This is a genomic window from Ruegeria sp. HKCCE4148 (genome assembly GCF_017872495.1).
Classification (GTDB): domain Bacteria; phylum Pseudomonadota; class Alphaproteobacteria; order Rhodobacterales; family Rhodobacteraceae; genus Ruegeria.
In genome coordinates, this window is record NZ_JAEDOS010000001.1 from 796,641 (window position 1) to 822,354 (window position 25,714).

A 25,714-nucleotide genomic window follows, 5' to 3' on the forward strand; every position below is an offset into this window, starting at 1 on the left:
GGACGGACGACCGGTTTTGGGGAGGAACAGAAAATATGAGCCGCAAGGTTCTGTTGATCGAGGACGAGCCGAACATTGCCGAAGCAATCCGGTTTCTGTTGTCCCGCGAGGGGTGGCAGGTCGAGATTCATGGCGATGGCTCCGATGCGCTTGAGGTTATCCAGGGGGCTCAGCCCGACTTGGTTATTCTGGATGTTATGTTGCCGGGTAAAAACGGCATGGATATTCTGCGCGATCTCAGAGAGATGGAAGAACTGGCAAGCCTTCCGGTCTTGATGCTGACGGCGCGCGGGCAGTCGCGCGACCGGGAAATGGCGGAAAATGCAGGCGTTAGCCGCTTTATGACCAAACCGTTTTCCAACGCCGAAGTGTTGACGGCTGTGCGTGATCTTCACGCGCAGGCGACGCAAATGTAATGTCAGACGAGAGCGACAAAGGTCAGCCATCCAGCCCCAGACCCTCGCTTTTTCTGGAACGTCAAAGCTATCGCCGTCGCAGACTGACGGATGCGGCCCGGTTTTTGCCGTTTCTTGGGGCGCTCTTGTTCGCACTGCCGCTTCTTTGGCCCGACCGGTCCAGCGGAGATGCGGCCGTACCGCTTTCTTCGGCAATTTTCTACATCTTCGTCTGCTGGGGCGCGCTGATCTTGATCAGCGTGATTTTCGGCTTTGCCGCGCGCCGTATGCGCACGCCCGAGGACCCTGAAACAGGGGCCGAGTGATGACCACCGTAAACGTTCTGATTCTGGTTTGTCTGGGCTATGTGGTCTTTCTGTTTGCCGTCGCCTTCGCTGCGGATCGCATGGCTGCTGCTGGGCGTGGGAAATGGTTGCGCTCGCCGCTGATCTACACCTTGTCGCTGTCGATCTATTGCACCGCCTGGACCTTCTATGGCGCCGTGGGCAACGCCGCGCGGTCAGGGTTGGAGTTTGTTACGATCTATCTTGGCCCGACACTGGTCATGGTCAGCTGGTGGTGGGGGCTGCGCAAACTGGTGCGTGTGGGGCGCAGTCAAAGAGTGACCTCAATCGCGGACCTGCTGTCGTCTCGATATGGTAAATCAAACACGCTGGCGGTCTGCGTAACCATTCTGGCGGTATTGGGCGGAACGCCATATATCGCGCTACAGCTGCAATCGATTACCCTGTCTTTCTCGATCTTTGCCGAAGCTGACCCATCGGGCCTGTATCGCGAAGGGTCCAGTGTATTTTGGGTTGCGGCTGGCTTGGCCGTTTTTGCCATCCTCTTCGGAACGCGCAATCTGGACGTGAACGAACGCCACCACGGGGTGGTTACGGCCATCGCGGTGGAGGCTATCGTCAAGCTGTTTGCGTTGATTGCGGTCGGCGTTTTTGTCGTGTGGGGCATCGCTGGCGGTATCGGCCCGATGATGGAGCGGATCGACGCGTCGGAAATCGGGCAGTGGCATGTTGATGCCGGGCGGTGGACGACCTTTATATTCCTGTCGGCGGCGGCCTTTATCTGTTTGCCGCGCATGTTCCAGGTGATGGTGGTCGAGAATGACGACGAAAGCCATCTAAGAACTGCTGCCTGGGCTTTCCCCCTCTACTTGCTGTTAATGAGCTTGTTTGTAGTACCGATTGCCGTAGTGGGTCTGGACCTGCTGCCCGAAGGGGCTAACCCCGACCTTTTCGTCCTGACCGTACCGTTGTCGCAAGGCAATGACTGGCTGGCGATGCTGTCTTTCATCGGCGGGTTTTCTTCTGCGACATCGATGGTGATCGTAACAGCCATGGCTTTGTCCACGATGGTGTCGAACCATGTTGTCATGCCCATCTGGCTGAACACACAAGAAGGTACGGGCTCGGTCTCTGGCGATGTGCGCAATATCGTATTGATGGCCCGTCGTGTGTCCATCGCGGTTGTTATGGCGTTGGGCTTTTTCTACTACCGCCTGTCCGGAGGCGGTGCAGCGCTGGCTTCAATCGGATTGATCGCTTTTGCGGGGATTTCTCAAATTTTGCCCGCTTTGGTCGGCGGTCTGTTTTGGCGCGGGGCCACGCGAACCGGGGCTCTGGTTGGGCTGACGGTCGGTTTTGTTTTGTGGATTTACACCTTGTTGTTGCCCGGCATGAGCGGCGCGTCGATGCCGGAAACGGTGTTGCAGAACGGATTGTTCGGCATCAGCTGGCTGCGCCCACAGGCCTTGTTCGGGATCGAGGGGATCGACCCAATGGTCCATTCCGTGATGTGGTCACTGTTGCTGAACACAATCGCGTTCTGTGTGGCTTCTTTGCTGAGTTTTCCCAGCCCGTTGGAACGGTTGCAGGGCGCGCAATTTGTCAATGTTTTCGATCATTCGGTCGCGCCGCGTGGCTGGTCCGGATCGGTCGCGCAAAGCGAAGATTTGATGATCATGACCCAGCGGATTCTGGGCACCGGGCCCGCGCAGGAGTTTTTCCAGGCCGAGGCCGAGAAACAAGGAGGTCGATCGCATCTGCCCGAGCCCACGCCAGCATTCCTGGGCCGCCTTGAACGCGAATTGAGCGGATCAGTTGGAACGGCCACGGCTCACGCGATGATTGGGCAGATCGTCGGCGGCTCGTCGGTTTCGGTCGAAGACCTTTTGGCTGTTGCGGATGAGTCAGCGCAATTGCTGGAGTATTCCAGTCAGCTTGAGGTGAAGTCCTCTGAACTCAGCCGGACGGCACGGCAACTGCGCGAAGCAAATGCCAAACTCACGCAGGTTTCGGCGCAAAAGGACAACTTTTTGAGTCAGGTCAGTCATGAGTTGCGGACGCCGATGACCTCGATCCGCGCGTTTTCTGAAATCATGCGCGATACCGAAGGGCTGAGCAGGGATGAGCAGACCCGATACGCGACGATCATCCATGACGAAGCGCTGCGTTTGACCCGCTTGCTGGATGATCTGTTGGATCTGAGCGTGCTGGAAAACGGGCAAGTCAATCTCAACTTGGGTGATGATAGTCTGCGCTCGGTCCTGGATCGGGCCGTGTCCAGCGCATTGGCTGGTGCTGGGCGCAAGATAAGCGTGCGTCGCGCCCGTGCGGCCGAACGGATTGTCTTGCACACGGATCTGGACAGGTTGGGGCAGGTGTTCATTAACCTGATCTCAAACGCACAGAAATACTGTGACGCGGACGAGCCCGTTCTGACCATTTCCGCATATGATGTTGGCGGGCGCGTAATCATAGATTTCATCGACAATGGCAGTGGCATTCCGCCCGGCGCGCGCTCGATGGTGTTCGAGAAATTTGCCCGCGTCGGCGGCGACAAGGCCGGAGGGGCAGGTCTGGGCTTGGCAATTTGCCGCGAAATCATGCAGCGGTTGGGGGGCGAGATCAGCTATTTACCGGGGCAGGGCGGGGCGGCGTTCCGAGTCAGCCTGCCATTGGCGCACCGACAGGCCGCCCAGTGAAGCGGACATAAAGAACTTCGTAACGTCCGACGGTGTAAACCTGTTGCCAATTGCTGAAACAATTGGTGATCAGGCGTTATGTCAGAACCCGTCAATGCCGCATTGGTGCGCAAACTGTCCGCTGGGCAAAAGGATTTGGACGACCGGCCGCGCTCGGTTCTGCGGGCGCTGCGCTTGGGGTTCGCGCGGGCCGCGGGGGATCGCCTGAACTTGCCGCTTGCAGTGATCGGGGCCAGACAAACCAGTCAGTCTGCTGAACATCTGGTTGAAGCGATTGGTCAAGACTGGTTACTACTGGAGTTTGATGGGCCACAGGGACGTGCAGCCACGTGCTTGGACTCGCACTTGGTGTCCGCCATCGTTCAAACGCAAACCATCGGTGAGGTGATGTCGGACGCGCCAACACCACGGGCCTTTACAGATACCGACGCCGCTATGGTTGCGCCATTGGTCGAAGCGGCCTTGGCTCGATCTGCGGGTCTAATCGACCCGACGACAGAACAAGTTTGCCTTGAGGGAAACGAGTATTCGTCACGCGCGGCAGATTTGCAGAGCTTGTCTCTGACCATGACCGAGGATGAGTATCGCATCTTCGACCTGACCGTCGATTTGGCCAACGGGGTACGGCAAGGGCAGATTTCGGTCATTTTACCCGAAGCACCGGTTGCGCCAGAAGTTGTGGAGGAAACCCCAAGCCCTGCAGGCCCCCGCATTGAACAGTCTTCGGGTATGGTAAGGGCGGATTTGAATGCGGCCTTGTGTCGGATGACGTTGCCATTGTCCGCGTTGTCTGGGATGCAGGTTGGTGATGTCCTGCCGTTGCGCGGCGCGCGCTTGGATCGAGCTGAGGTTCTGACGATTGAACGAACGCGAGCAGGTGTTGGTCGCTTGGGACAGTGCGGTGGTCTAAGGGCCATTCGATTAAACGAGCATGCTGCTTTACCAGCGCTGAGCGGAGCAGAAGCCCAGGAGTTTATCGAAAGCCGGGGAGGGCTAAACCCTCAGGGCAGCCTGGACGCGCCAATTGACAGCGCCGTTGAAATCACGCCCCCGGTGCCCTTGGCCGAGACCGGTGGGACCCTTGCGGGGGATTTGGTCATTGGCGACTCTGAGCAGATGGTGGCGGAAATCTCGCAGCTGGCCGGTCTGAACGCATCAGAACCAGGGCTGGGTGAACAGTAATAACGCTTTAGGTCTAACCAGCCTTACTGCGAAGTTGCTCGAGAGCAGGGCGCAGACCGTCCAACTGGTATCCGGCGTTTGTGGTCGCGGTCAGGATGTCATCCGTGCTCATATGTTCGCATTGACCCAAAGCCCAAATCACTGAACATCGCGTGCCCGAAGCGCAATAGGCCAAGACCGGTCCGCTACAATTTTCCGCCATATCGCGCTGACGCTGCACATTCTCGGGCGTCATGGTCTGATGGGTCAACTCAAGCACTTCGTATTCCATGCCCGCAGCGCGCACTGCATCACCGATCGCGTCGGATCGCATTGTGGGTGGAACTTCGACGTTGGGTCGGTTGCAGATCACTTTGACAAAGCCGGCAGCAGCTATCGCTGGCACATCATCAACTGTGATCTGCGGTGAGACGGCATAGCGGGGGGTGATCGGTCGAATCTCCATGCCAATTCCTTAGGCTGCGTTTGCTGCTCTGTCCAGTTGCGCGCCAAAGGTCGGGGCCAGGAACATACCAACCACCATTGCGACCAGAAAAACCAGTCCTCCAAGCCCACCATAACTCAGCGAGGCCATGGCCGGTCCGGGGCAGAGCCCAACCAGCCCCCAACCCATGCCGAATAGGACTGAACCCACAACCAGTCTACGATCCACTTCGGGCTTCGCAGGAGGCGGAAATTCATTCCCGGTCAAAGGCTTGCGCCCGGTCGTCAGTCGCCATGCGACCAGCATTGGCAAAATGGCGCCCCCCATAACAAACGCCAAAGTCGGATCCCAGTTGCCGAATACGTCCAGCCATCCTTGAACTTTTGTCGTATCGGTCATGCCAGAAATCAACAATCCGGCACCAAATAGTGATCCAGCTGTTAGGGCAACAAGAAGGCGCATCAGATCAATCCCCAGATATGGCGTAGCAGAACAAGGGTCACGCCCCCGGCGAGAATGTAGAAGACGGTGGCCACAATGCCGCGGAGTGAGAACCGAGAGATGCCGCAGACCCCGTGACCAGATGTGCAGCCATTGGCGATACGTGTGCCGATGCCAACCAGCAAACCAGCTATGACAACAAGGCCCAAGTTGCTGGTGAGATGCGTTTGGGCCTCGGGCGCGATCAGCGGTCGCAGCAGAAGAGGCATGCCGATCAGGCCTGCAACAAAGGCCAACTTCTCGGCCTTCGTATCGCGGGCGCTGCCGTCAACAAGGCCGCCCAGAATGCCGCTTGCGCCCATAACCCGGCCATTCCCAAGCAGGTAAACTGCGCCGCCCAGCCCAATCAGTAAACCGCCGCACAGGCCCCAGACCCATTCTATTTCCATAAGTTATATCCTTTTTTAACTCGCGTCAGAGCTTGTTGACCGGCAGTTTCAGAAAGACATCACCTTGCTCATCCGCCGGAGGCATCTGCCCTGCGCGCATATTCACCTGTAAGGAGGGCAAGATCAGGCGCGGCATCGCCAAGGTCGCATCACGTGCGTCGCGCATTTCCACAAATTCTTCGATACTACGCCCCTGTCCGATGTGCACGTTCAGCGCCTTTTGCTCACCCACCGTTGTTTCCCAAGCGTATTCTTCGCGGCCCGGCGCTTTGTAATCGTGGCCCACATAGATGCGCGTTTCATCAGGCAGGGCCAGAATTTTCTGGATCGACTCATACAAGGTTGCCGAAGAGCCGCCGGGGAAGTCGCAGCGCGCTGTACCAAAATCAGGCATGAACAGCGTGTCGCCCACAAAGGCGGCGTCGCCAATGACATAGGTTAGGCAGGCAGGTGTGTGACCCGGAGTGTGCAGCACGTCGCCGCGCATCTGGCCAATGTGGAAACTGTCACCTTCCGAGAACAACGCATCGAACTGACTGCCATCGCGTTGGAATTCGGTTCCTTCATTGAAGACCTTGCCGAACGTGTCCTGAACAGTAACGATCTGGGCACCAATCCCGATCTTGCCGCCAAGTTCCTGTTGCAGATAGGGGGCCGCAGACAGGTGATCGGCGTGAACGTGGCTTTCTAAAACCCATTCGACCTTGAGATCGCGACTGCGCACATAGTCGATGATTTGATCTGCAGATGTGGTCGCTGTTCGACCCGAGGCATGATCGAAATCCAAAACACTGTCGATGATGGCGCAGGCGCGCCCTTGTGGTTCGTGAACGACGTAGGACACCGTAAAGGTCTGATCGTCGAAAAACGCTTTCACTGCGGGCGTCATGAGGTCCTCCGTTTCCGTTGTGTATATCATATATGTAATTTGGAATGTGACACAACTGCCAATCTGAATTTGATGCCCGTCAAGGCAGGTTCGGTTAAATTGGCTTAAACTTTAACCTATCTGCGCCGAATTGCCGAAATTACGAATACGTCAGGCAAATTCCCGCACAAGTTCAGGTTAATATCTGTGGGTCGTATTCCCGTTACCTATATTTGGAATACTGGCAACACTTGGGAGGATGGTTATGACAGCAACTAATCTGTATTCCGAAGCAGAACAGCTTGAGCAGAAACTGGAAGGCGCGTGTCTGGACACGCGGTTGGCGCTTCAACCGAGTGTAAGCAAGGTTGTAGATCGTATGCGCCAGCAGGGGATGCATGTGCCATCTCGATTGCGGCGTCTCGATGCGGCGTTGTGTGAAGACGCTATGGAAGCGCAGTTCGACAACCTGCCGATCTGACAAGGGGGGTCATCCGAAGGAAATCCCTAGGATAACCATCATCAGTCCAATCACAGACAAGAACAAAGAGGCCAGGTTCCAGGGCAGAACGCCCTGAACCACCGCGCGCAACTCGTCATCCGACAAACCGGCCTTGCGCGCTTTCATCACGCGAAGAATACACCAGACCAGACCAAAGAGCCCGGCAAGGGAAAGGGCTGCACCGCCCCAGGTGATGAATTCGAACATGGTTCCCCACATCTCATCGTGAACTGACACCGCGCTTAACGGATCGAATCAGATCGTACAAGTGCGACCGGGGATTGGGTGCTTGCGACCCGGGCGGCAGCACTGTATCCGGCATCTTGCATCAGATTTTCAGCCTTTGGGAGAGACGCATATGGAAGATATCACCGAAGATCAGGCCGCCGCCAACTATCGCGTAACAGCAGGCGAGCTGCGCCAGTTCATCGAACGGTTTGAACGTCTGGATGCCGAGAAAAAGGACCTGGCCGAGCAACAGAAGGAAGTCATGGCCGAAGCCAAGGCGCGGGGATTCTTTTACCACCAATAATTTGTTGTCTTACTTTAAAGGCAATGGATTAGGAGGAATACACATATCCCGAGATGTGTTCTCTGTACCCGGATATGCGCAGCGAAGACTAATGAGGTAAATGATGGAACAGGAATCGGTTCAAGATAGCTACAAGGTTACCGCGGGAGAACTGCGGCAGTTCGTCGAGAGAATAGAGCGCCTTGAGATGGAAAAGAAGGATATCGCGGATCAGATCCGTGAGGTCTATTCTGAAAGTAAGGCACGTGGCTACGATCAAAAAGCGCTGAGAGCGATCGTTAGCCTCAGAAAAAAAGACAAAGACGAAATCGCAGAGCAAGAGGCTGTGTTGGAAATGTACAAAGAAGCGTTGGGTATGACCTGACGCTGAGTTGAGACGTGGCACCGATCTCATCCGGGCGCGAGTTTGTTAATTTGGCACTTGGATCGGGTATTGTTCTCTGATGTTTCGATTGTAGTTTCGGGCATAAAATTAAATTTCCAGTAGAACTTTGCACGTCGCTGCGAACGCTTGGAGTGCGAGGGCCATGGCAAAGCTCCGTTGAGTACAAGCGGCAGGCGCAGCACTGGTGGGTGGGGGCGGAAAGCCGATCTTCACCGTTTTTGTGAAAACAACTTGGACCCAGTGCTAAAGCGGATAATTATCTTGTAGCTTGCCCCAATAGTGGACATCGATCCGAACGGGACGACAGGTGGAAAGCAGCAGTTCTCTCCAGACCGGCATTTGAAAAGCAAAGTCCGAAACGGGACGTTGAAAGCCGACGGTAGATACCTTGGCGCAAAACAGAAGACGCAGGCGGAAGTTGTCTCTGTGTATCAGAAGTCGAAGGGTGAAGGGCCCATCGATTATGACCGTAGAGAAAACAGGCGAGTTTCTGAATGCGATAGAAGACGGGTTTGAGGGCAAGACCAAAAAACACCCGAACCTGCACCCGGATTTTCCCGGGTTGAGAAATCAGAACCCGTATCGGTGTCGGTTCGAAATGGTGGCCGCCGAAGAAGGCGTACTGACGAAAAGTCAGATCGAAAAGATTGCCAAGGAACCGAGCGATGCGCGTGCCGTGGAGATGGCCGTCGACGCGGTAATGGAACAATTGGAGAAGCTGGAGGCGCATCATGAACGGCCGGATGTGGTTACGGTATCGCTCCCTATCATACTGATTGAACGAGTTTGCGGCACAAAGACTGCAACCCTTCCTTGTGAAGACAAAGTTTCTTACCAAAACCATGTGGCGCTGGCATCCAAGAAAATGGTTGGCGTCATTCCGGGCAAGCTTCGGCAACTTCACCTGGATGGCTTATTCATAAGTCTGACGTGTTGGGTCCGACTTGGTCTATCGGAGCCAGTGTTTGATGCGCCAGCAGGTAGCAGGGTTCGGCATCATAGCATCGGCGATTAAAATCGCCGTCAGCGGTGTGTATGCGCCCGGCGGAGATTATCTACGCATCGTAGACCAGACGCCGCGCAGAGGTCTTCTTCGAGCCCATACCTACCACGCTAAGTCAAATCCAAGCTGTATTTGCATTCGGCAGGTCGCAGCCCAAAGCGGTCATGCTTTATCAGCACGTCGGGCGGAAAGCAGGCATTCGCTGCGCTTTGTGCCAATGACCGCATTGCGTACAAATTCGCCGTAGGCTCAATGGTTGCTGATGACCGGTCTCAGGCCAATGCGGACGTTCGCTACCAAGCATTGGAAAACTCAATTACACAACGAAAGGTCCAGTTGCAGAGTTTGTATCGGAAGTGGCAACCAGCCATGCAGGTCGTCGGCTAAACTGTTCAAAGTCGCCTTACAACTGCTCCGAACTGGTCCGACGAGGACCTCATCTTCGAAGCATTTATTTGGCTCGACCACATTTACTTGCTTCGGAACTTGGTCGGTGTCGTTCCGGTCTGACCTCGGAAAAAGCGAGTGAAATGGGACTTGTCGGAGTAGCCGAGCATCAGACCAATGTCCGCAATTGTCATCTTCTCATCTCTGAGTTGCTCTTTGGCGACATCGATACGTAGCCGTTTGATCTCGCGGGGCAACGTCGTGCCTTGTTTCTGAAGCGCTTTCAGAAACCGGTTCGGGTGTATTCCCAGCAATCCAGCCACCACCTCGGGTCCCAAATCGGCTTCATCTAGTTTGTCGCGCAAGGCAGATCGCAAAGCGGCCACCACGGTTACTTCTTCATCTCGTCGCGGAGAGGCTATGGGTTTGGCATGACCCTCGGAGGCATGGTGAAGAAACAACCATTCCACGGGAAAACTGATTTGCATTCCGGGATCGGGTCCCACGCCGATCTCGACGCCCTTGTAGTCGAGAGGCAGACCATTGATGTATCTGCTTTCCCATCGCACACGCGAAGAGTCCCAGGAATCGCCGACGACGGTCTGCAACAGGCGTACATAGATTGCAGCACCAAAACCGGTTACCTGAATGGGCGGGACTGTTGGTTCCTGTTGCCTATCGATACGATAAGTCGCTTTGTCCGCTTCAATGATAAGGCTGTGCCGCACAGAATTGGACTCCTGCGGGACAAGCCCAACAAAGCGGGTAAAAAACTCGAACAGCGTTTTTGTAGTTTGCAGGGCTTGAGCGAATGGAGGCCACTCTTGCAGGTCAAACGTCTCCCCTACATTCAGTCCAAGGTATCGATCCCCTGACACTTCTGAGAAAGCATTTACCAAGCCGTAAACCAACTCTGAGTGAACGAACACGGATGGGTTACTCAACAGTTCGGCTTTCAAGCCGACCTGATCCAATGCTGGTTGCGGATTGATCTTACGTTCGGTGAGATATTGCAGAAACGGAGCAGCTAAAGAGAGGCGAATAAAGCCCTCGCTATGCTCTCGGGAGGTGGAGTTGAAAGGCAAGCTCATAACCCTTGTCTGGATTAGCTTTAAGAAGTGGCCATTTTTGCAGTCACATTCGCACATCCTAATTCAAAAGGGGCAACCGAGCCAATGAATTCCAGACTATAGTTGGCAAAACATGAATATGAAGGGAGTACTTATGTCCGGCTTACGAATGTCTCTTTGCTCGACGGCAATTGTCGCGGCAGTTCTTTCTTTTTCGACGACCGCGCAGGCTCAGGATCAAGAAGAACCCCAAACGCTGTTTACCAACGTGCATGTCTTCGACGGTGTGAATGAGCAACGCATTGAGAATGCCAGTGTTCTGGTCGAGGGCAATCTGATCAAGTCCGTCTCAACCGATGCCATTGATGCGCCGAGTGCGAAGGTTATCGACGGTGGCGGACGCACTCTGACACCGGGCTTTATCGAGAATCACGCGCACCTGATGCTCATGGGGCCATCGATTGCCGAGATGGAAACCAACTCGACCTGGGAGGATTTCGCCATCCACGGGACACGGATGGCCGAAATGTACCTAATGCAGGGTTTCACGACTGTTCGCGATGCCGGGGGCGCTGGCGGCGGGCTGCGGCGCGCAATAGACGCCGGCCAGATCGTCGGCCCCCGCTTTTACCCTTCCGGGGCATTTCTCGGAACACGTGGTGGTCACGCCGATTTCGCATCCTTCACATCTCCGCCGGGCGGGGTGACCAATTTCGGCACTCTGAATATGGCCCAACAGGTCAACGGTGTTGATGAAATTTACATGTATGGCCGCAACAACTTGCGCATGGGTGCCACGCAACTGAAGTTCATGCAATCGGGTGGGGTGATTTCGGCATTCGATCCATGGCAGTTGCTCGCCGGTTCGAAGGAAGAGATTGAGGCCGCTGTTCAGGTTGCCAACGAGTACGGCACCTATGTCATGGCACATTCCTACCGTAAAGAAGCGATCATCAATGCCCTGAATGCAGGGGTCAGAACCATTGAACACGGATTTCACTTTGACTGCGAGATTTCTGCTTTGATGAAAGAAAAAGGAGCGTACATCACGACGAACATCACAGCATTTGATCCAGGCCTACTTGATGTTCCGTCCGTGAAAAACAACCCCAACAGTTTGAGGAAGGCCAAATCGGCCTCGGCGACCTTCGAAGCCTACATTCCAAGCATGAAGGAATGCCCGGCGCCGCGAGGGTTCCAAACCGATTGCGTCGGGTCGGTCGAAGCGTGCAACATCCAGATCGCCTACGAGAAACATCTGAATAACCATTTCTTCGGCCCCTATGCGTCGATGGTAACCCTAACTTCGGTAGGTGGCGAGATCGCGGCACTTAGCGGTGATTTCATGAACCCCTACCCGGAAGGCAAACTGGGTGTGATCGAAGAAGGCGCCTATGCCGATATCCTGCTGATCGACGGTAACCCGCTCGAGGATTTCTCGGTTGTTGGTACGGGTGATCAATGGTTCGGCGCCGACCCGAGGCCTGAAAGCCCAGCAACAATCCGCCTGATCATGAAGGACGGTGTAATCTACAAGAACACACTGGATTGAGCTGTCTAAAAAGCCGGAGAGTATTTATGCACTATTGGTTTCGCTCCGTAGTACTCGCAGGGATGGTTTGGTGTGGTCATCCTGTCATGGCGACGCCAGGAGCCGCGTTGGACTGGTCTGACTTGCCTGACCCGTCCGCGCAGGTCTTTGAAGACCCCTATCGTGATCTCAGCCCTGAACAATTTGACGATGTCCTCTACGTCGTTCGATTGCGCGGCAGGCTGCAGCAGCATGGTGGCAGCGAAGAAGAGCGGCAAAAGTGGCAATCGTTCTTGACCGAGACTGAGGATGCCTTGGCTGCTGATGGAATTGATATCGACTGGCTGCTCGATCAGCGTGAAGTTGTGATGGAACGTCGGAGAAAGGCTGGGACGAACGGAAATCCGCAATTCGATGGTCAAACAATAACACTGGCTGGTTTCGCCATTCCTGCGCCTAATGATCCGGACGGGCGGTCTGTGGCGTATTTGGTGCCGGAACGCGGGATGTGCAGTCACATGCCGCCCCCTCCGCCCAACCAGATGATCCGTGTGCGGTTGAACGGGGACTGGGCGCCCCGCTATTTCCATGAACCCGTTCGGCTGACGGGCATGCTGACCATCGATCCGTCTGTTCAGAATATGATGGTTGTGGATGGCCAGGTGCCCATGAACGCGACTTTCCAGTTGGAAACGGAACGTGTCGAAACGCTCGAAACCAAGGCGGACAGGCTGGAATGGCAGCAGCGCGTCGCTGATCGCATCCGCGCGGCGCTCAATCGCAAGACCGGTGGTGCAAGGGCGTCTGAATGAAAAGACTACTTGCCGCCGCATTGAGTATTGCCTTTGCTGGCGCAGCGTCGGCTCAGGGACTGTCCGGACCATCTTCGGTCGAAGCTGATCTTGCGCCCGGAGATGGGCTAACCGACCCGCAATACCGTTCCGATTTTCCACGCAATATCGCGCCGGGCTGGTTTCGGTGGAAAGACCAACTGGCCGAAGGTGGGTTTCGGTTCAATATTGATTACCTGGCGCTAGGCCAAACCACGAATGCTGATTTGGGAAACGGCGAAGCGGCCAGCGGAATTGCGCGTTTCTACGGGAATTGGCAGGCAACTGAACGGGGTTCTCTGACATTCAAGATCGAAGACCGGCACAGTTACACGGACGTTGCTCCGCAGTTTCTCGGTCTGGATGGCGGAGCGCTTTCAATCACGGGAACGGCCTTCAACGATAGCGGTCTGCTGCTGACCAATCTGTTCTGGACCCAAAGGGCCGAGAACGGTTCGTGGACGCTCCAATTCGGGCAGATTGATGTTACGGACTTTGTGGATATCTATGGGCTGGTAAGCCCCTATAGTGGCTTCCAGAACCTGTCATTCAATACCAACCCGACACTAAACGCGCCCAACCCGGGCCTTGGTATTGCCGGTGGGGTCAAGCTGAGCGAAAACTTCTACGCTGTCGCGAGCGTTGCAGATGCAAACGCCGATCCATCTGATCCAAACTTTGATGTGTTTAGTGACGGCAATCTCTTCAAATCACTCGAACTTGGGTACACGTCGGACTTTGATCGCATCTATTTCGACAACATCCATCTGACCCTCTGGCATGCGGATGCGGCCGAAGATGGCAGCCGAGCGGAAGACTACGGCGCTGCATTTTCTGCCGCTTGGTTTGTTGACAATAAGTGGATGCCGTTCTTCCGCGCAGGAGCTTCAAAGGGGACCGCCGCGCTCTATGACCGATCGGTTTCTGCCGGTCTGGGTTACTATGGCCGCAATACCGATCTGGCCGGTCTCGGGTTGAACTGGGCCGAGGCACGAGGCATAGATAGCGACCAGTTCACGCTGGAAGCCTTCTACCGATTTTCGGTCTCACCCGGGCTGCAGATCACACCGTCCCTGCAGTACATTTCGAACCCGTTGCTGAACCCCGCTCAAGACCGGATTACTCTGTTCGGTATAAGAACGCGGATCGTCTTCTGAAGTGTTTCGATAGCATTCGCCAAGGGGGCTGGGTCAAGGGGTGTAAACAGGACATCGCAAAGCCGGTTTCTGCGCATAGCCGCCGTCAGTTGATCGCGCAGGATTTGTCACTATGGGATCGAACCAGACCTTCGATGCGGCTGACACAAATGGCCGCTTTGGGCCGTTCACGCAGCCATGCTCAGCCCTTCAAGCTCATGCTGCGCTTTATCCGAGGTCTGCAGTGAGCTGTAAATGCGTGCCTCTGCGGGATGGTTGCATGCCCGCAATGCCGTGCTTCACGAAGGTTGTGCGATCCGGGCAATCCGTTGGAACTTTTTGCGATAGGCAGCGGGTGTCATGCCAGTTCCTCGTTTGAAGACGCGTCGAAAGGACGCTGGATCGTCATAACCGATGGCGGCCCCCACGTCGTCATTGCTGATCTGGTCCATCTCCAACATCTGCTTGGCTTCTTCAACCCGCAACGCCTGCACGTATTCGATTGGGGCAAAGCCCGTGGCCGTGCGGAAGCGACGTGAAAAGGTACGCGGATTGAGGCCGGATCGCTCAACCATCTTCTCCACCGGGTTGGCGGTGGCATAATGCTCGGCAATCCATTCCTGACTGTCGGTGATCGGGCCGTCGTTAGACTCCATAGGCCGGGTCATAACCGCATAGGGCGACTGGCCCTCGGCATGCCCCCCGATCAGAAATACCTTGGCGGTTTCAATCGCAACCTGATAGCCACAGAAGCGTGCAATCAGGTAGACCACCAAATCATGCCAGGCACTGACGCCCCCGGCGGTAACGATCCGGTCTTCCTCTGCGGCCAGACACAGCACCGAGTCCGTCTGGAACGAGATATCGGGGAAATGTCGCTGGAACATGTCACGATAGGCCCAATGCGCCGTGGCACGATGGCCATCCAACAAGCCCCCCTCGGCCAAGAGCAGCGATCCCGAGCAGACCGACGACACCAGCGCCCCGCCAGCGTGCATCCCCTTTAGCCAGGCAATCTCGCGCGGGTAGCGTCCGTGCGGCACATCGTAGATCGTAGTGTACATGTCACAGACAATCACCGCATCGGGGTTCGCGACATCGCCAATGGCGGCGTGTGGCTCTACCGGGATATTGCCGATACAACGGAATGGCTTTCCGTTGGCGCTGACAATCTTCACGTCCAGTAATTCATCCCCCGGCTTGCCAATCACCATATCCAGATAAACAGCCCCCGCCGACATCAACACATCATAAAGCCCATATAGCACTGAGGCTGAGGTCTCTGGCGCGGCCAGCAACAGAATCTGCGGCCTCTTCGCCATGGTCGAAATCCCCCTTCTTTCAAAGAATGTCCAAAACGGCCCGGTTATGACCGGTCTGCCATAATCGCTTGTCCAGTATGCCGCAAAACTGGCAAAATCGCCACTGAGCGCGCCAAACCCGATGCGTTACCCTTTCTGTAAATGGAGGAAAGGATTTGATCATGAGCGCCCCAGACACAAATATTTCCGGCTTTCAAGGTGAGCTTCTAACAGCAGGGGTAGACGGCTACGACACGGCACGGGGCGTCTGGAACGCAATGATCGACAGGCGGCCTGCACTGATTGCGCGGTGTCGGAATACGCAAGACGTGATGGCCGCTGTGCGCCATGCCGAAGCCCATGATCTGGGTATTTCAATCCGAGCGGGTGGCCATAACGTGGCAGGTCATGCGGTCTGCGATGGCGGGCTGATGATTGATCTGAAACAGATGCGAGGTGTCAGCGTTGATGCCGAACGACGCATCGCTTCGGTTGAGGGCGGCGCACTCTGGGGTGACGTGGACAAGGCTACGCAGGCCCATGGGCTGGCCACACCCGGCGGTCTGATCTCGGATACAGGCGTGGCTGGCTTGACGCTCTCGGGTGGCATCGGTTGGCTTCGGGCCAAGCACGGGCTGTCGATTGACAACCTCGTAGCGGCGGATGTGGTGACGGCCGATGGCACGCTTGTACACACCAGCGCCGATGAAAACCCGGAGTTGTTATGGGCGCTCAGGGGCGGTGGCGGCAACTTCGGTGTGGTGACCCGGTTCGAATTCTCCCTGCACCCGGCCGGGCCCGAAGTCATGTTCGCCGCCCCGATTTACGCAGTAGAAGACGGCCCCGGCCCGATCCGCGCTTGGCGGGATTTCATGCTTGAGCATGACGGGCTCATCGGTTCATTGTGCGAGTTTTCAACCTCAGGTGGCGAAGATTTCCCCAAGGAAAGCTGGGGGAAGCGCGTTTTTACTCTGGCCTGCGTGTACAACGGGGACGCTGCCGAAGGCGAAGTGCTGATGCAGCCCCTGCGAGAGCTGGGGAACATGGTCACCGATTTCTCGGGCCGGATGAGCTATTGCGAGGTTCAGATGCTGTTTGACACGCTCATGCCCGCCGGTGACTTCCGGTGCTATTGGAAGGCACGCTATCTGACTGATCTTTCTGACGAGATGATTGACCTTGCTATGGCCAATGCAGAGGCCGCGCCCTCGGAAAACTCGATCTCGTCACTCTGGAACTTCGGCGGGGCCACCGCGCAGGTGCCTGCGGATGCCACCGCCTTTGGCGACCGCTCTTTCGGATGGATGTACTCGCTCGATGGCGTCTGGCCGGATGCGGCAGACGACGCTGCAAATATTGCCTGGGCACGCGATGGCTGGGAAAGTGCCGCACGCTTCGGGCACGAGGGCCGCGCTTATCTCAATTTTCCCGGCCATGGCGAAGACAATGATGCGCTGACCCGTGCGACCTTCGGGGCAAACTATCAACGGCTGGTCGAAATCAAGAGGAAATTTGATCCGCGAAACCGCTTCCGGTTCAACCAGAACATCAAGCCGGAGGCCTAAGGCATGACCCAGACTAACCCGACCCCGACCCCGGCCACTGGCGCAATTTTCTTGACCGAAGGTGGCATGGAAACCGAGATCATGTTTCGCCACGGGTTCGAATTGCCCGAGTTCGCCATGTTCCCGCTGCTGGAAAACCCCGAGGCCGTAGGCGCCATGCGACAAGTCCTGTCAAATATGCTGGACGTCGCCGCCGAATTTGGCCTGTCGTTCATGCTGACGGGGTTGGACTATCGTGCCAGCCCCGATTGGGGGGCGAAGCTGGGCTATTCTCCTTATGGTCTGGCCGAAGCCAATATCGCCAGCATCGAGTTCCTGCGTGAAATCGCAAAGCCCTATGCTGGCCAGATCCCGCAACTTCTGATCGGTGGCTGTATTGGGCCGCGTGGTGATGCTTACGGATTGAACACCGAAATTACCGCCGAGAGCGCCGACGACTATCATTCAGTGCAACTGGAAACGCTGAAAGCAGCAAACGTGGATTTCGCCTGCGCGGCAACTTTCAACAACATACCCGAAGCTGTCGGCGTATCCCGCGCGGCAGCGAGGATAGGCGTTCCGCTGACCGTTTCACTCACGCTGGACAGTTCTCATCGGCTGCGCTCCGGACCGACACTGGCGGAAGCCATCCCCGCGATTGACCATCAAGCCGGGGACGCCGCGCCGGATTATTACCTGCTCAACTGCTCGCACCCGTTGGAATACGAACCGGCATTGACCGAGGGCAACTGGTTAAACCGCCTGCGCGGCGTGCGGCCCAATGCTTCGAAGATGGAGAAAATCGCATTGTGCAAACTGGGCCATATCGAAGATGGTAACCCTTTGGAACTTGGCCAGCAACTGGCCGACCTACGGGCGCGCTATCCGCACATGGACATCTTCGGCGGCTGCTGCGGCACCGGCCACACCCACCTGCGCGAGATTGCTCGAGCGCTTACTAAGACAGTCCTAAGACAGTCGAGAAGGCGGCAGCATCGAACCAACCTGCCGTTCGAGCTATAGATACTTTTGGCCAGATCGTCCCGCTAAGCAGCCAGTAGATCGTCCGCACCTTTACCACTTCTCGCCGAATGGCCGAATATCGAGTTCGAACGTCCAAGCAGATTTGTCTTGATGCGCAAGCATCAACGCCGTTTCCGCAATGCGCTGGGGTTGGATAAAAAACTCGTCGGGCTCGTTTGGAGCGAAGTTCGTTCGGGTGTCTTCCGTGTCGATCACGCCATCGATGACCAAGTACGCAACGTGTACGCCTTTAGGACCCAGTTGCTTGGCAAGCGCGTTCGCCAGTGTGCGCTGTGCCGATTTCGAAGGGGCAAATGCTGTTGTCCAGACGTTCCCCCGGAGCGCTGCAGTGGCACCAGATACGATGATTGCGCCGGAACCACGTTCGGACATTTGAGGTCCTAAGGCCTTGGCGGTGGCGAATAGACCCAGTGCTCCAACACGCCAACTTTGTTCGAACTGGAGTTCTGAAACATCGTCCAGAGCTCCAAACTGGGCGAGGTCTGCGTTGTAAATTACGACGTCGATGGGACCAAGATCGCTTTGAACGGATGTCAGAGCCGCCATAAGGTTATCAGGGTCGCCCGCGTCGCATTTGTAGGCTCGAACCGATGTATTGGTCGCTTCCGCTGCCTTGAACCTCGCCCCCGACCTGCTTAGTAGGCCAAGACTGTACCCAGCTCGATTGAAGGTCTCGGCATAAGCAGTCCCAAGGCCTGGGCCAAAGCCGATGATTGCACATACCTTTCCCCCCATAGTGAATTCCTCCTCAAAGCATGTCGGGTGTGAGCAATCCTATCACGAAGTGGCCTTGCCACACAGCGAACGGCAGTAACGTCCGCATCCGGTGAATTCGCAGACGTCGAGATTTTCATTTTCAGCGAATGTCGACAAAGCGGGCGCCTCGCAGAATTTCGACCCCGTGCTGAATGTCCGGTTTGGGCCGTTCGCACCTGAGCGAGTTGGGCCAGTCGAAAAGATGCCGCGATTGCTCCGATGCCAGCTTTGGGCCGGTCCTCAAACTTTGCAAAGGTCCCTATCTGAGCATTTCTGACGTTCTACAGCCGGGCTGCTACTCAGCAGCGAATTGGAGGTTTGTCCGCATAGCGCACCAACACAGTTTGCGGACACCCCCAAGTTTCAAAGGTAATGATCGCGCTGCGTAGCGGCTTCAGTAACTCTTAGAACTTCTTCAGGGTCGACGCCCAAAGCCCTGCAAATAACAATTAGCTCAACGACGTCTATACGGCGTTCTTCGCTTTCTATTCGAGCAATTAAGGATTGCTGGCAATGTAGTCTTTCGGCCACTTGCTCCTGGGACAATCCTGAACGCTTCCTTGCGTCTACAATGGCTTGGCACAAAGCTTTGTGCCCACTGCTTCTTATAGTTTTTGACATGACCGCCAAACATTTGTGTGCTTGACGATCCCTAATCTGGATTTTAGATTATCTAAAAAGTAGATAAAACAACCTGGAGCGACGCGCGTGCCTGAAGGTGGTTCGTTGAATTTCATAGCCTTGGCGGATTTGGCGGCAAGAAAGGCTCGAGACGAAGTGATCGTAGAGAGCATTCCGCAGCCTTTGGCGCGCCGTTTCATAACGAGCCTTCTCGATCGCCCGTTCCTGCGCCCGCTTTTGGAACTTGAAATCAATGGGTGCACCAGCTTTGAAGGAGCACTTCTATTGGTAGGGCAGGAACTTGCTCACGCCACGAAGTTCCGATGCCGAAGCCAGCAGTTTCGAGGTGAAGAGTGCGAGGCATTGGAGATAAGTAAGCCAAACAATTGAACTTACGAAATAATCTTTTGTATTCTTGCGAGAAGAAACGGTTCTAATGGTTTCCTCAAGAAGATCCGTCCAAGCAAGAATGTCTGTGTCAAAGCCCTTATCCGGAAATCGTAGCCCGGCTCTCCGCTCGAAAGTGGCGACTTGAACCTTCAAAGCCTGGAGTGCGGTGCTTGCCGGTAGGCGAAAAAGTGCAAATTGGTCTTCTTCGATTAAGCCCACAGAGCTTCTTACTGAAAAGACACTTTGCCATTTACGACGCTCACTGCTTTTGATTTTGTGAAAGTTCATGCAGCCAAAAAGATACATTCGTATCCCATTGCTTGATGGCGCAGATGCTATGCGAGCAAGATCTATAGCAACTGGATGAAAGCCTTTCGCAGAGCAGTAGTTCGTTCCAAAATATAGTGTAAACAGGTCACATTCCTGAATTCGGCGCTGAGTTTTCTTCGACTTACTATGCTCTTTCGGCCTTCGTTCGTAGAGTTCACACGCAATAAGTTCTTCAAGTTTGTGATCCGGCAATAGTGCTTTTAAGAACCTTGGACGGAAGCAACCGGAAAACAAATTGCTTACCTGTGAAGGTGAACGCCGTACGTGCGGAATGGGGAGCAATATGTAACCTTTGTGTGCCAACCACATCAAAAAAGACAAAGCCGCTCGCCGATGAGCGCCGAAGCCATGTCCTGCTTTGGAGGGCAGATGATCTTCCAACAGCATTTGAAGGCGATACTGAAGCCCGTCCCGAAGGTTTTCTGAAAGGTGCGCACGAACGTGATCAAAATTGGCTTGTACAGAAAGCCCCCAACTGCGATCCAGATCAGTGCGGGATTGTGGATCCAAGATGACAGAATGCAGCATGCTGGTGTATTCGGCTTCGGACAAATTGAACACCATGTCATGAAGTTTCAGGCCTGTTTTTAAGCGCTTTGCAAAACTCACGCTTCCATCGGGACTCGTTTTTTTGGGCCAATGCCCATTCTGCTGTAGCCAATCGCGCAGTATTAACGATCTGCGGAGGAACAGAAACTTGTAGGATCCGGTACTCTTATCCGTCGTGCCCATGAAGAACGCTGGTAGATTACCGTGTTGGTTCTCCCAGAGATCAATTTTGGGCATAATAGCCACGTGCACTAATGGGCCAGAGTATAATTCTCTCGGCGTGGATAGGAGCGTCTCAAGAACTGCCGCACGATACGTGTTTTCGAAATCGTCGAATTCGTTCAGAAGATCGTCTTCGGAAAAGTTCTTAAGTACGAAAACTTGGTTGGTTGTGTTGGCGAAAAAGCGACCATCGCCTGTCGCTGCCAGTAAGTCTCGGTTCATCTCCATGGCGTCGGAACCTTTCCAAGCGCGTTCGCTGACATGACTTCGTTCACAGATAGGGCGCAGCGCGCATACTCGTTCTGTGAATTGATGCTTCGATCCCCGCGGATAATCTGGATGTTTGATTGGCTGAGTTTCAATTCGCTCTCAGCAAACCACTTCGCAAAATGACGTAATCCATGTATATTTCGTCCTCGGACGTGCGGTTGAACGCCTACACGTTTGCAGGCTGCCACCCATGCCTTTTGAATCCTTGCCATTCTCAAAGGCTCGCCGAATGTGTCATCCTTGGAGTACATGTTTACGAAAAAGTAAGGATGGTAGCGGCTGGTTTGGCGAAGTAGATGAAATCTTTTAATTTCTTTAGCACATTCGGTAAATGCAGCTTCTGCCGATTGGTCGAGCCAGAAGGTATTAGCTGTTTTCTGAAACCCAGTAAAAAGCTTTGATTTCCAACCAGATCGCAATGGGTGCCGTTCCGGTAGCAAGTTTCTCGGGGTTAGGTTGTACCGAGTTTCAAGCGCTTTCTGGCGCGTACCAGCGTTCTTTTCACCTGGCTGATCTACATAGGTACTTTCGCTCGGATGAGCCAACAAAAGCAGCACCATATCGCTATTCATGTTGGGTTCAAAAAATTCCGTTCGATACGAGCCGGGTAGCACGTCGATCTGCCAAACGTTTAGAAGCTCACTTATGCGGTGGGAGCCAAATGCGGCTGCTATCCACACAGCTCGGAAAATTGGGTTTTTTTTGCGGATATTATTTCACGTACTTCTTCCCAAGTGGGGAATGGTCGATAACCTGATCTACCTGAATCTGGACGGCCCCATAAAGGCACTTGTGGATTGTCGGGGCTGTGATCTGCCCAATAATCACGGGAAAACTTTAAATGCTTAAAGAAGTCGTCATGATTGTCGGACATTATTTTTTTGAGCAGTCGAGAGGGAATGCTCAGGGTTTCAAATTGAACAAAGCGTGAGTCGTTATTGTACTTCGACAAGAAGATGAAATACTCGACAATGTGTCGAAACTCATTTCTTGCAGTCTCTTTCTGGACGGGACGCCATCCCAATTTGGAAAGACGCCTATCCGGCGAAAGGGATACTGTTCCGGCCAGTCGCCAATCAAGGTATGCATAGATCGAGTGAGTTTGTTCTTCGATGTTGAAGCTCTGTCCGGCGGAAAAAAGTGCATAGAAGTTTTTAAAACGAGTTATCGTTTTAATGCGCTGCTGGATTGAGGGTAGGCTGAGGGCCAGCGTGAGTTCGCGCGACCACAGCAATGCTGGCCGGTCAACGAAGACATCGTTTCCTACCTGTTGGAGCAAAACAGGTAAGAATTGGTGCCCATTTCCACGGATGGGAAGCGTTACCTCAGTCGCGACAGGGAAATCCATTTGGTTCATGAGGCACTAATTTTGATGTGGTGGTAATTGGACACACTTTAACACGACAGGCGCTTTTTACCCAGCTCTTGGAAGACTGATCACCAAAGTAATGTGGAGGCGCGCATGATCGTCCATACCCAAAGAACAGGAAATAACGTAAGGAAATCAATCCAGTGTTATGGCAGACTGGGGTCGATTGCCCTTGCTAAACTCCACCGTCGCGCCCGGCCTGCTTCGCTTGAGCTACGCATGGCTCCGCTCAGCAGGCCTCGGTCTAAAGCACACCGAAACCAAGGAACAGAAGTCAATCTAATAAAAGAGCGGCCCAGGAGGATAAGCCGGATTTTCTCTGAAATGAGCCTAAAGAACAGTTTTTTAATGGTGGTAATAGGCTACGACACCAAGGTCATGCGTAAGGTGATCGCGTTGCGAAAGCGGGACAAGGATGACATCGCCGAGGAAGAGGCGGTTTTGGAAATGTATAAAGAAGCGCTGGGCATGTGAGCCTTCCAAAGGGGCGGGGCAGCGCCACGCCCTTATTAATCGGGAAGAGGGATGTCTTGTAACTGGATTTCCCGACACATTTACAGCCGCATTTGCATCAAAGTGCATTGTTCTCATCCGGTTGTGACTGTAAGGGGAATGCAGGGCCCGACAAGGCCGCGCCGTGCGGGCGTGATGGAATGGTAGACATATCAGACTTAAAATCTGAAGGGCGTATGCCCGTGTGGGTTCGAGTCCCACCGCCCGCACCACAAAAGTAAATTAAACGCTTATAAATAAACAATAAAAAATGGGGCAACTTTCATTGCCCCACATTCTGCCCCACACTTGGCTATTCGTACCTGCGGTTTCAGGCCGCTTTTCGTTCGATCAGGTTTTTCAGATCCTCGACCTTCACCGTCTTGCAGCCCGTGCCCCGGTGACTATTCGATTTGCCGTTTTTTTCTGTGCACAAGATCGGTTGATCCGATTGGCATGGTGTGTAGAACGTTTACTCTTTATCCAGGGCGGATCCCTTAGCTACTTTCGCCCATTCGAGCCAAGCTTTTCGCTGTTCGGGGGAAAGGGCACGGAACGCCTCGAGAAGAAGCACCTCTTCGTCTTTGTCAGGTGCGCTGAAATCTACAAGCTCAGTTGGCTCAGATGATAGGTAAGAGTCCGAAGCGAACATTGGGCTGTTGCGAAAAAATTTAGCTGCATTCTTTATGAATGCCCGTCTAGCCAAATCTGTTTTTCTTTTCGCTCAACATATTCAGAGTATACTTCGGTAATGAAAGAGCAAGTAAACCTGAACTTTCTTGGTCGTTTTGAAGTTGTATCTGCACGTCAGCCACGTGGTCCTATCGCAAAAAAAGCGCAGTCGCTTTTGGCTTATCTCGCTGTGGAAAATGCCGGCCCGAAAAGCAGGGAACATTTGGCTGCGCTTCTTTGGGGTGAAACTGGCGACGACCGGGCCCGACATAACCTGCGCCAGACATTGTCGAACATCAAGCAGTATTGTGGAGCGGTTATTGCTTCAAACGGTCAGTATCTTGAGCTCGACAGAAACGTGTGTTCGTCGGACATAGCCGAATTTCTCGATGGTGTCGAAAGCGATGACCCGACAAGGCTTTTTTCGTGCCTTGAGCATTACAAAGGCGACCTTCTGGAAGGTATTCAGATAAATGCCCCTGCGTTCGAGGACTGGCTTCGCGACACGCGTCAACGCCTTCATGAGAGCGCCTGCACGATCATTGATCGCCTCTCGGAGGTGTTGCTCAAAGAGGGCAGAACCGAAGAAGCCGAAGGGGTTGTTCGGAAGCGATTGCAAATGGATCCGGCTTGCGAAAGTGCACATCGCGCATTGATGAACATGCTTGCACGACGCGGGCACCGCTCGGAAGCAATCAGGCAGTATCAGATTTGCGTCGATGCGCTGGAGCGCGAACTCGGGGTGAAACCGGAGGCTGCAACTTTGGCCATGTACGAAGAGATACGTACCGGCGGCCACAGTCAGGAGTGCGGGCAAAATGTGCAATACGAGCCCCCTGAACCCGGTGAATCCTCGCCAATCATAGCTGTCTTGCCATTCGACAACCTTTCCGGAGAGGACGATCTGTACTTTGCAGACGGGATAACTGAGGATATGACAACCGCGCTGTCACGGTTTCACGATCTGCAAGTGATAGCACGCGACTCATCCTTTGTTTACCGCGGCAATGATGTCCCTGAAAACGAAGCCGCAGCGGCCCTTGGCGCAAATTATCTGGTACGGGGAAGCGTTCGTCGATCAAATGCAGCAGTACGTATCAACGTGCAACTGCTGGACATTGAAAACAAACGAACGATTTGGGGGGAACAATACAACCGCCAATTGGAGGACGTGTTCGCAATCCAAAACGACATCGTGTCGACCCTGGTTGCCACGCTTGTGGGCCGGGTTGAAACTGCAAGGCTCAAACAAGCGCGTTCTGTTCCGGTCGAACGGCTCGAAGCCTATGACATCATGCTCAGAGGGAAGTATCACCACCACCTATTTACGGCCGAAGATTGCCAGGCCTGCATCGATTGCTTTGAGCTCGCGATCCAACGCGAACCGAATTACGCGATCGCGCATGCTTGGTTGGCGTGCGGCTATGGTCAGGCGATGGTCCACAATTTGGGCGGCATCGCAGAACTCGTCGACAAGGCGCAAGCAGCGGCCGAACGGGGCTTGGAACTGGATGAGAATGAAAGCGAGTGCCACCGTGTTCTGGCACAGGTCTACCTAACCCGTGGCAATCTGCGTCGCGCGCTCTGGCACCAGGAACGCGCATTGTTTCTCAACCCGAATGATGACCGTTCGATCTGCGCGATGGGAGAGCTTTTGACCTTTGCGGGACAAGCTGCAGAGGGCGAGATGTGGGTGCGAAAATCTTTGAAACTGAACCCCTACCACCCTCAACGATACTGGAGCCATTTGGCCCGCGCGCTGGTCCACCTTGAACGTTACAGCGAAGCTTTGGACATTTTGGATCGGATCGGAAGGCCAAGAAGCGACGACCTGGTATATGGCATCGTGGCAAGCACGAAGCTGGGGGACAAACGTCTTACGCAGAAAGCCCTGGACACGCTCCGCAACGCGCTGCCGGGTTTTGACGCTGAAGTGTTTGCAAAGACCTTGCCGTACGAGCGCGCCGAGGACAGTGAATTGATCCTCGACGCGCTACGTTCGGTTATTTAGGGGC

Annotated in this window: 26 protein-coding genes, 1 tRNA gene and 1 pseudogene; 16 read left to right on the top strand and 12 right to left on the bottom strand. The window is 54.6% G+C overall.

Annotation, left to right across the window (positions count from 1 at the left end; genetic code table 11):
- Positions 1-35 precede the first annotated feature (35 nt).
- The 4 genes from I9187_RS03940 to I9187_RS03955 all read left to right on the top strand — a co-directional run bounded on the left by I9187_RS03940 (position 36) and on the right by I9187_RS03955 (position 4,581).
- Positions 36-416, top strand: a complete 381-nt coding sequence (locus I9187_RS03940; protein WP_171177708.1) for a response regulator — start codon at positions 36-38, stop codon at positions 414-416.
- Positions 416-721, top strand: a complete 306-nt coding sequence (locus I9187_RS03945) for a hypothetical protein (RefSeq protein ID WP_171177706.1) — start codon at positions 416-418, stop codon at positions 719-721. The genes I9187_RS03940 and I9187_RS03945 overlap by 1 nt, the downstream gene beginning before the upstream one ends.
- Complete coding sequence (locus I9187_RS03950) at positions 721-3,399, top strand: sensor histidine kinase (protein ID WP_171177704.1); 2,679 nt, start codon at positions 721-723, stop codon at positions 3,397-3,399. The genes I9187_RS03945 and I9187_RS03950 overlap by 1 nt, the downstream gene beginning before the upstream one ends.
- A 78-nt stretch (positions 3,400-3,477) precedes the next feature.
- Positions 3,478-4,581 carry a FliM/FliN family flagellar motor C-terminal domain-containing protein gene (locus tag I9187_RS03955; protein WP_171177702.1) on the top strand — a complete coding sequence of 368 codons (1,104 nt, stop codon included), beginning with the start codon at positions 3,478-3,480 and terminating at the stop codon, positions 4,579-4,581.
- A 13-nt stretch (positions 4,582-4,594) separates the two neighbouring features.
- Here the strand turns inward: I9187_RS03955 and I9187_RS03960 are convergent, their stop codons facing one another.
- The 4 genes from I9187_RS03960 to I9187_RS03975 are packed head-to-tail and all read right to left on the bottom strand — an operon-like array spanning position 4,595 to position 6,784.
- Positions 4,595-5,026 (bottom strand): TIGR01244 family sulfur transferase, encoded by a 432-nt coding sequence (locus I9187_RS03960; protein WP_171177700.1) that lies wholly within the window; start codon positions 5,024-5,026, stop codon positions 4,595-4,597.
- 9 nt (positions 5,027-5,035) lie between these two features.
- Positions 5,036-5,467: a DUF6691 family protein gene (locus I9187_RS03965; protein WP_171177697.1), complete on the bottom strand. Its 432-nt coding sequence runs from the start codon at positions 5,465-5,467 to the stop codon at positions 5,036-5,038.
- The gene (locus tag I9187_RS03970) at positions 5,467-5,895 is read right to left on the bottom strand and encodes a YeeE/YedE thiosulfate transporter family protein (protein ID WP_171177695.1); all 429 of its coding nucleotides are present in this window, start codon (positions 5,893-5,895) and stop codon (positions 5,467-5,469) included. The genes I9187_RS03965 and I9187_RS03970 overlap by 1 nt, the downstream gene beginning before the upstream one ends.
- A 25-nt stretch (positions 5,896-5,920) precedes the next feature.
- Positions 5,921-6,784: an MBL fold metallo-hydrolase gene (locus I9187_RS03975; RefSeq protein WP_171177693.1), complete on the bottom strand. Its 864-nt coding sequence runs from the start codon at positions 6,782-6,784 to the stop codon at positions 5,921-5,923.
- A gap of 244 nt (positions 6,785-7,028) precedes the next feature.
- Here I9187_RS03975 and I9187_RS03980 point away from each other — a divergent pair, with 244 nt between their 5' ends.
- The gene (locus I9187_RS03980) at positions 7,029-7,244 is read left to right on the top strand and encodes a hypothetical protein (protein WP_171177691.1); all 216 of its coding nucleotides are present in this window, start codon (positions 7,029-7,031) and stop codon (positions 7,242-7,244) included.
- Positions 7,245-7,253: 9 nt separating this feature from the next.
- Here the strand turns inward: I9187_RS03980 and I9187_RS03985 are convergent, their stop codons facing one another.
- Positions 7,254-7,472 carry a hypothetical protein gene (locus I9187_RS03985; RefSeq protein WP_171177689.1) on the bottom strand — a complete coding sequence of 73 codons (219 nt, stop codon included), beginning with the start codon at positions 7,470-7,472 and terminating at the stop codon, positions 7,254-7,256.
- 151 nt (positions 7,473-7,623) lie between these two features.
- Here I9187_RS03985 and I9187_RS03990 point away from each other — a divergent pair.
- The 3 genes and pseudogenes from I9187_RS03990 to I9187_RS04000 form a co-directional block, all read left to right on the top strand.
- A pseudogene (locus tag I9187_RS03990) lies at positions 7,624-7,782 on the top strand (GapR family DNA-binding domain-containing protein); the annotation flags it as partial.
- 118 nt (positions 7,783-7,900) lie between these two features.
- On the top strand, positions 7,901-8,161 hold the full coding sequence (locus tag I9187_RS03995) for a DUF2312 domain-containing protein (protein ID WP_170516978.1): 261 nt from the start codon (positions 7,901-7,903) through the stop codon (positions 8,159-8,161).
- A gap of 484 nt (positions 8,162-8,645) precedes the next feature.
- A complete protein-coding gene (locus tag I9187_RS04000) occupies positions 8,646-9,197 on the top strand; it encodes a hypothetical protein (RefSeq protein WP_209940064.1) in 552 nt (183 codons plus the stop codon).
- A gap of 458 nt (positions 9,198-9,655) precedes the next feature.
- On the opposite strand, the gene I9187_RS04005 is transcribed toward I9187_RS04000, so the two are convergent.
- Positions 9,656-10,663 (bottom strand): AraC family transcriptional regulator, encoded by a 1,008-nt coding sequence (locus tag I9187_RS04005; RefSeq protein ID WP_209940065.1) that lies wholly within the window; start codon positions 10,661-10,663, stop codon positions 9,656-9,658.
- 133 nt (positions 10,664-10,796) lie between these two features.
- Here I9187_RS04005 and I9187_RS04010 point away from each other — a divergent pair, with 133 nt between their 5' ends.
- Genes I9187_RS04010 through I9187_RS04020 form a run of 3 tightly spaced genes read left to right on the top strand, consistent with a single transcriptional unit; the run spans position 10,797 to position 14,160 of the window.
- Positions 10,797-12,194, top strand: a complete 1,398-nt coding sequence (locus tag I9187_RS04010; protein ID WP_209509909.1) for an amidohydrolase family protein — start codon at positions 10,797-10,799, stop codon at positions 12,192-12,194.
- A 26-nt stretch (positions 12,195-12,220) separates the two neighbouring features.
- On the top strand, positions 12,221-12,985 hold the full coding sequence (locus I9187_RS04015; protein WP_209509908.1) for a DUF3299 domain-containing protein: 765 nt from the start codon (positions 12,221-12,223) through the stop codon (positions 12,983-12,985).
- On the top strand, positions 12,982-14,160 hold the full coding sequence (locus I9187_RS04020) for a carbohydrate porin (RefSeq protein ID WP_209509907.1): 1,179 nt from the start codon (positions 12,982-12,984) through the stop codon (positions 14,158-14,160). The genes I9187_RS04015 and I9187_RS04020 overlap by 4 nt, the downstream gene beginning before the upstream one ends.
- A 278-nt stretch (positions 14,161-14,438) precedes the next feature.
- Here the strand turns inward: I9187_RS04020 and I9187_RS04025 are convergent, their stop codons facing one another.
- Positions 14,439-15,461 carry a helix-turn-helix domain-containing protein gene (locus I9187_RS04025; protein WP_209509566.1) on the bottom strand — a complete coding sequence of 341 codons (1,023 nt, stop codon included), beginning with the start codon at positions 15,459-15,461 and terminating at the stop codon, positions 14,439-14,441.
- 161 nt (positions 15,462-15,622) lie between these two features.
- Between I9187_RS04025 and I9187_RS04030 the strand changes: the two genes are divergently transcribed.
- Positions 15,623-17,005, top strand: a complete 1,383-nt coding sequence (locus I9187_RS04030; protein WP_209509567.1) for an FAD-binding oxidoreductase — start codon at positions 15,623-15,625, stop codon at positions 17,003-17,005.
- A 3-nt stretch (positions 17,006-17,008) separates the two neighbouring features.
- Complete coding sequence (locus I9187_RS04035) at positions 17,009-18,007, top strand: homocysteine S-methyltransferase family protein (RefSeq protein WP_209509568.1); 999 nt, start codon at positions 17,009-17,011, stop codon at positions 18,005-18,007.
- 51 nt (positions 18,008-18,058) lie between these two features.
- Here I9187_RS04035 and I9187_RS04040 read toward each other — a convergent pair whose 3' ends face one another.
- The 5 genes from I9187_RS04040 to I9187_RS04060 all read right to left on the bottom strand — a co-directional run bounded on the left by I9187_RS04040 (position 18,059) and on the right by I9187_RS04060 (position 22,523).
- On the bottom strand, positions 18,059-18,763 hold the full coding sequence (locus I9187_RS04040; protein WP_209509569.1) for an SDR family NAD(P)-dependent oxidoreductase: 705 nt from the start codon (positions 18,761-18,763) through the stop codon (positions 18,059-18,061).
- Between the two features lie 384 nt (positions 18,764-19,147).
- Positions 19,148-19,405 carry a helix-turn-helix transcriptional regulator gene (locus I9187_RS04045; RefSeq protein ID WP_209509570.1) on the bottom strand — a complete coding sequence of 86 codons (258 nt, stop codon included), beginning with the start codon at positions 19,403-19,405 and terminating at the stop codon, positions 19,148-19,150.
- Positions 19,406-19,687: 282 nt separating this feature from the next.
- A complete protein-coding gene (locus I9187_RS04050; protein WP_209509571.1) occupies positions 19,688-21,124 on the bottom strand; it encodes a hypothetical protein in 1,437 nt (478 codons plus the stop codon).
- Positions 21,115-21,738: a hypothetical protein gene (locus I9187_RS04055; RefSeq protein ID WP_209940066.1), complete on the bottom strand. Its 624-nt coding sequence runs from the start codon at positions 21,736-21,738 to the stop codon at positions 21,115-21,117. Before I9187_RS04055 ends, I9187_RS04050 begins: the two co-directional genes overlap by 10 nt.
- A gap of 98 nt (positions 21,739-21,836) precedes the next feature.
- Entirely contained in the window at positions 21,837-22,523 is a 687-nt protein-coding gene (locus tag I9187_RS04060) for a hypothetical protein (protein WP_209940067.1), read from the bottom strand.
- Between the two features lie 105 nt (positions 22,524-22,628).
- Here I9187_RS04060 and I9187_RS21870 point away from each other — a divergent pair, with 105 nt between their 5' ends.
- From I9187_RS21870 to I9187_RS04075, 3 genes are all read left to right on the top strand, one after another.
- Positions 22,629-23,009: a GapR family DNA-binding domain-containing protein gene (locus I9187_RS21870; protein ID WP_245223004.1), complete on the top strand. Its 381-nt coding sequence runs from the start codon at positions 22,629-22,631 to the stop codon at positions 23,007-23,009.
- 165 nt (positions 23,010-23,174) lie between these two features.
- Positions 23,175-23,260: transfer RNA gene (locus tag I9187_RS04070), tRNA-Leu, on the top strand.
- Positions 23,261-23,922: 662 nt separating this feature from the next.
- Entirely contained in the window at positions 23,923-25,710 is a 1,788-nt protein-coding gene (locus I9187_RS04075) for a BTAD domain-containing putative transcriptional regulator (protein ID WP_209509573.1), read from the top strand.
- Positions 25,711-25,714 lie beyond the last annotated feature (4 nt).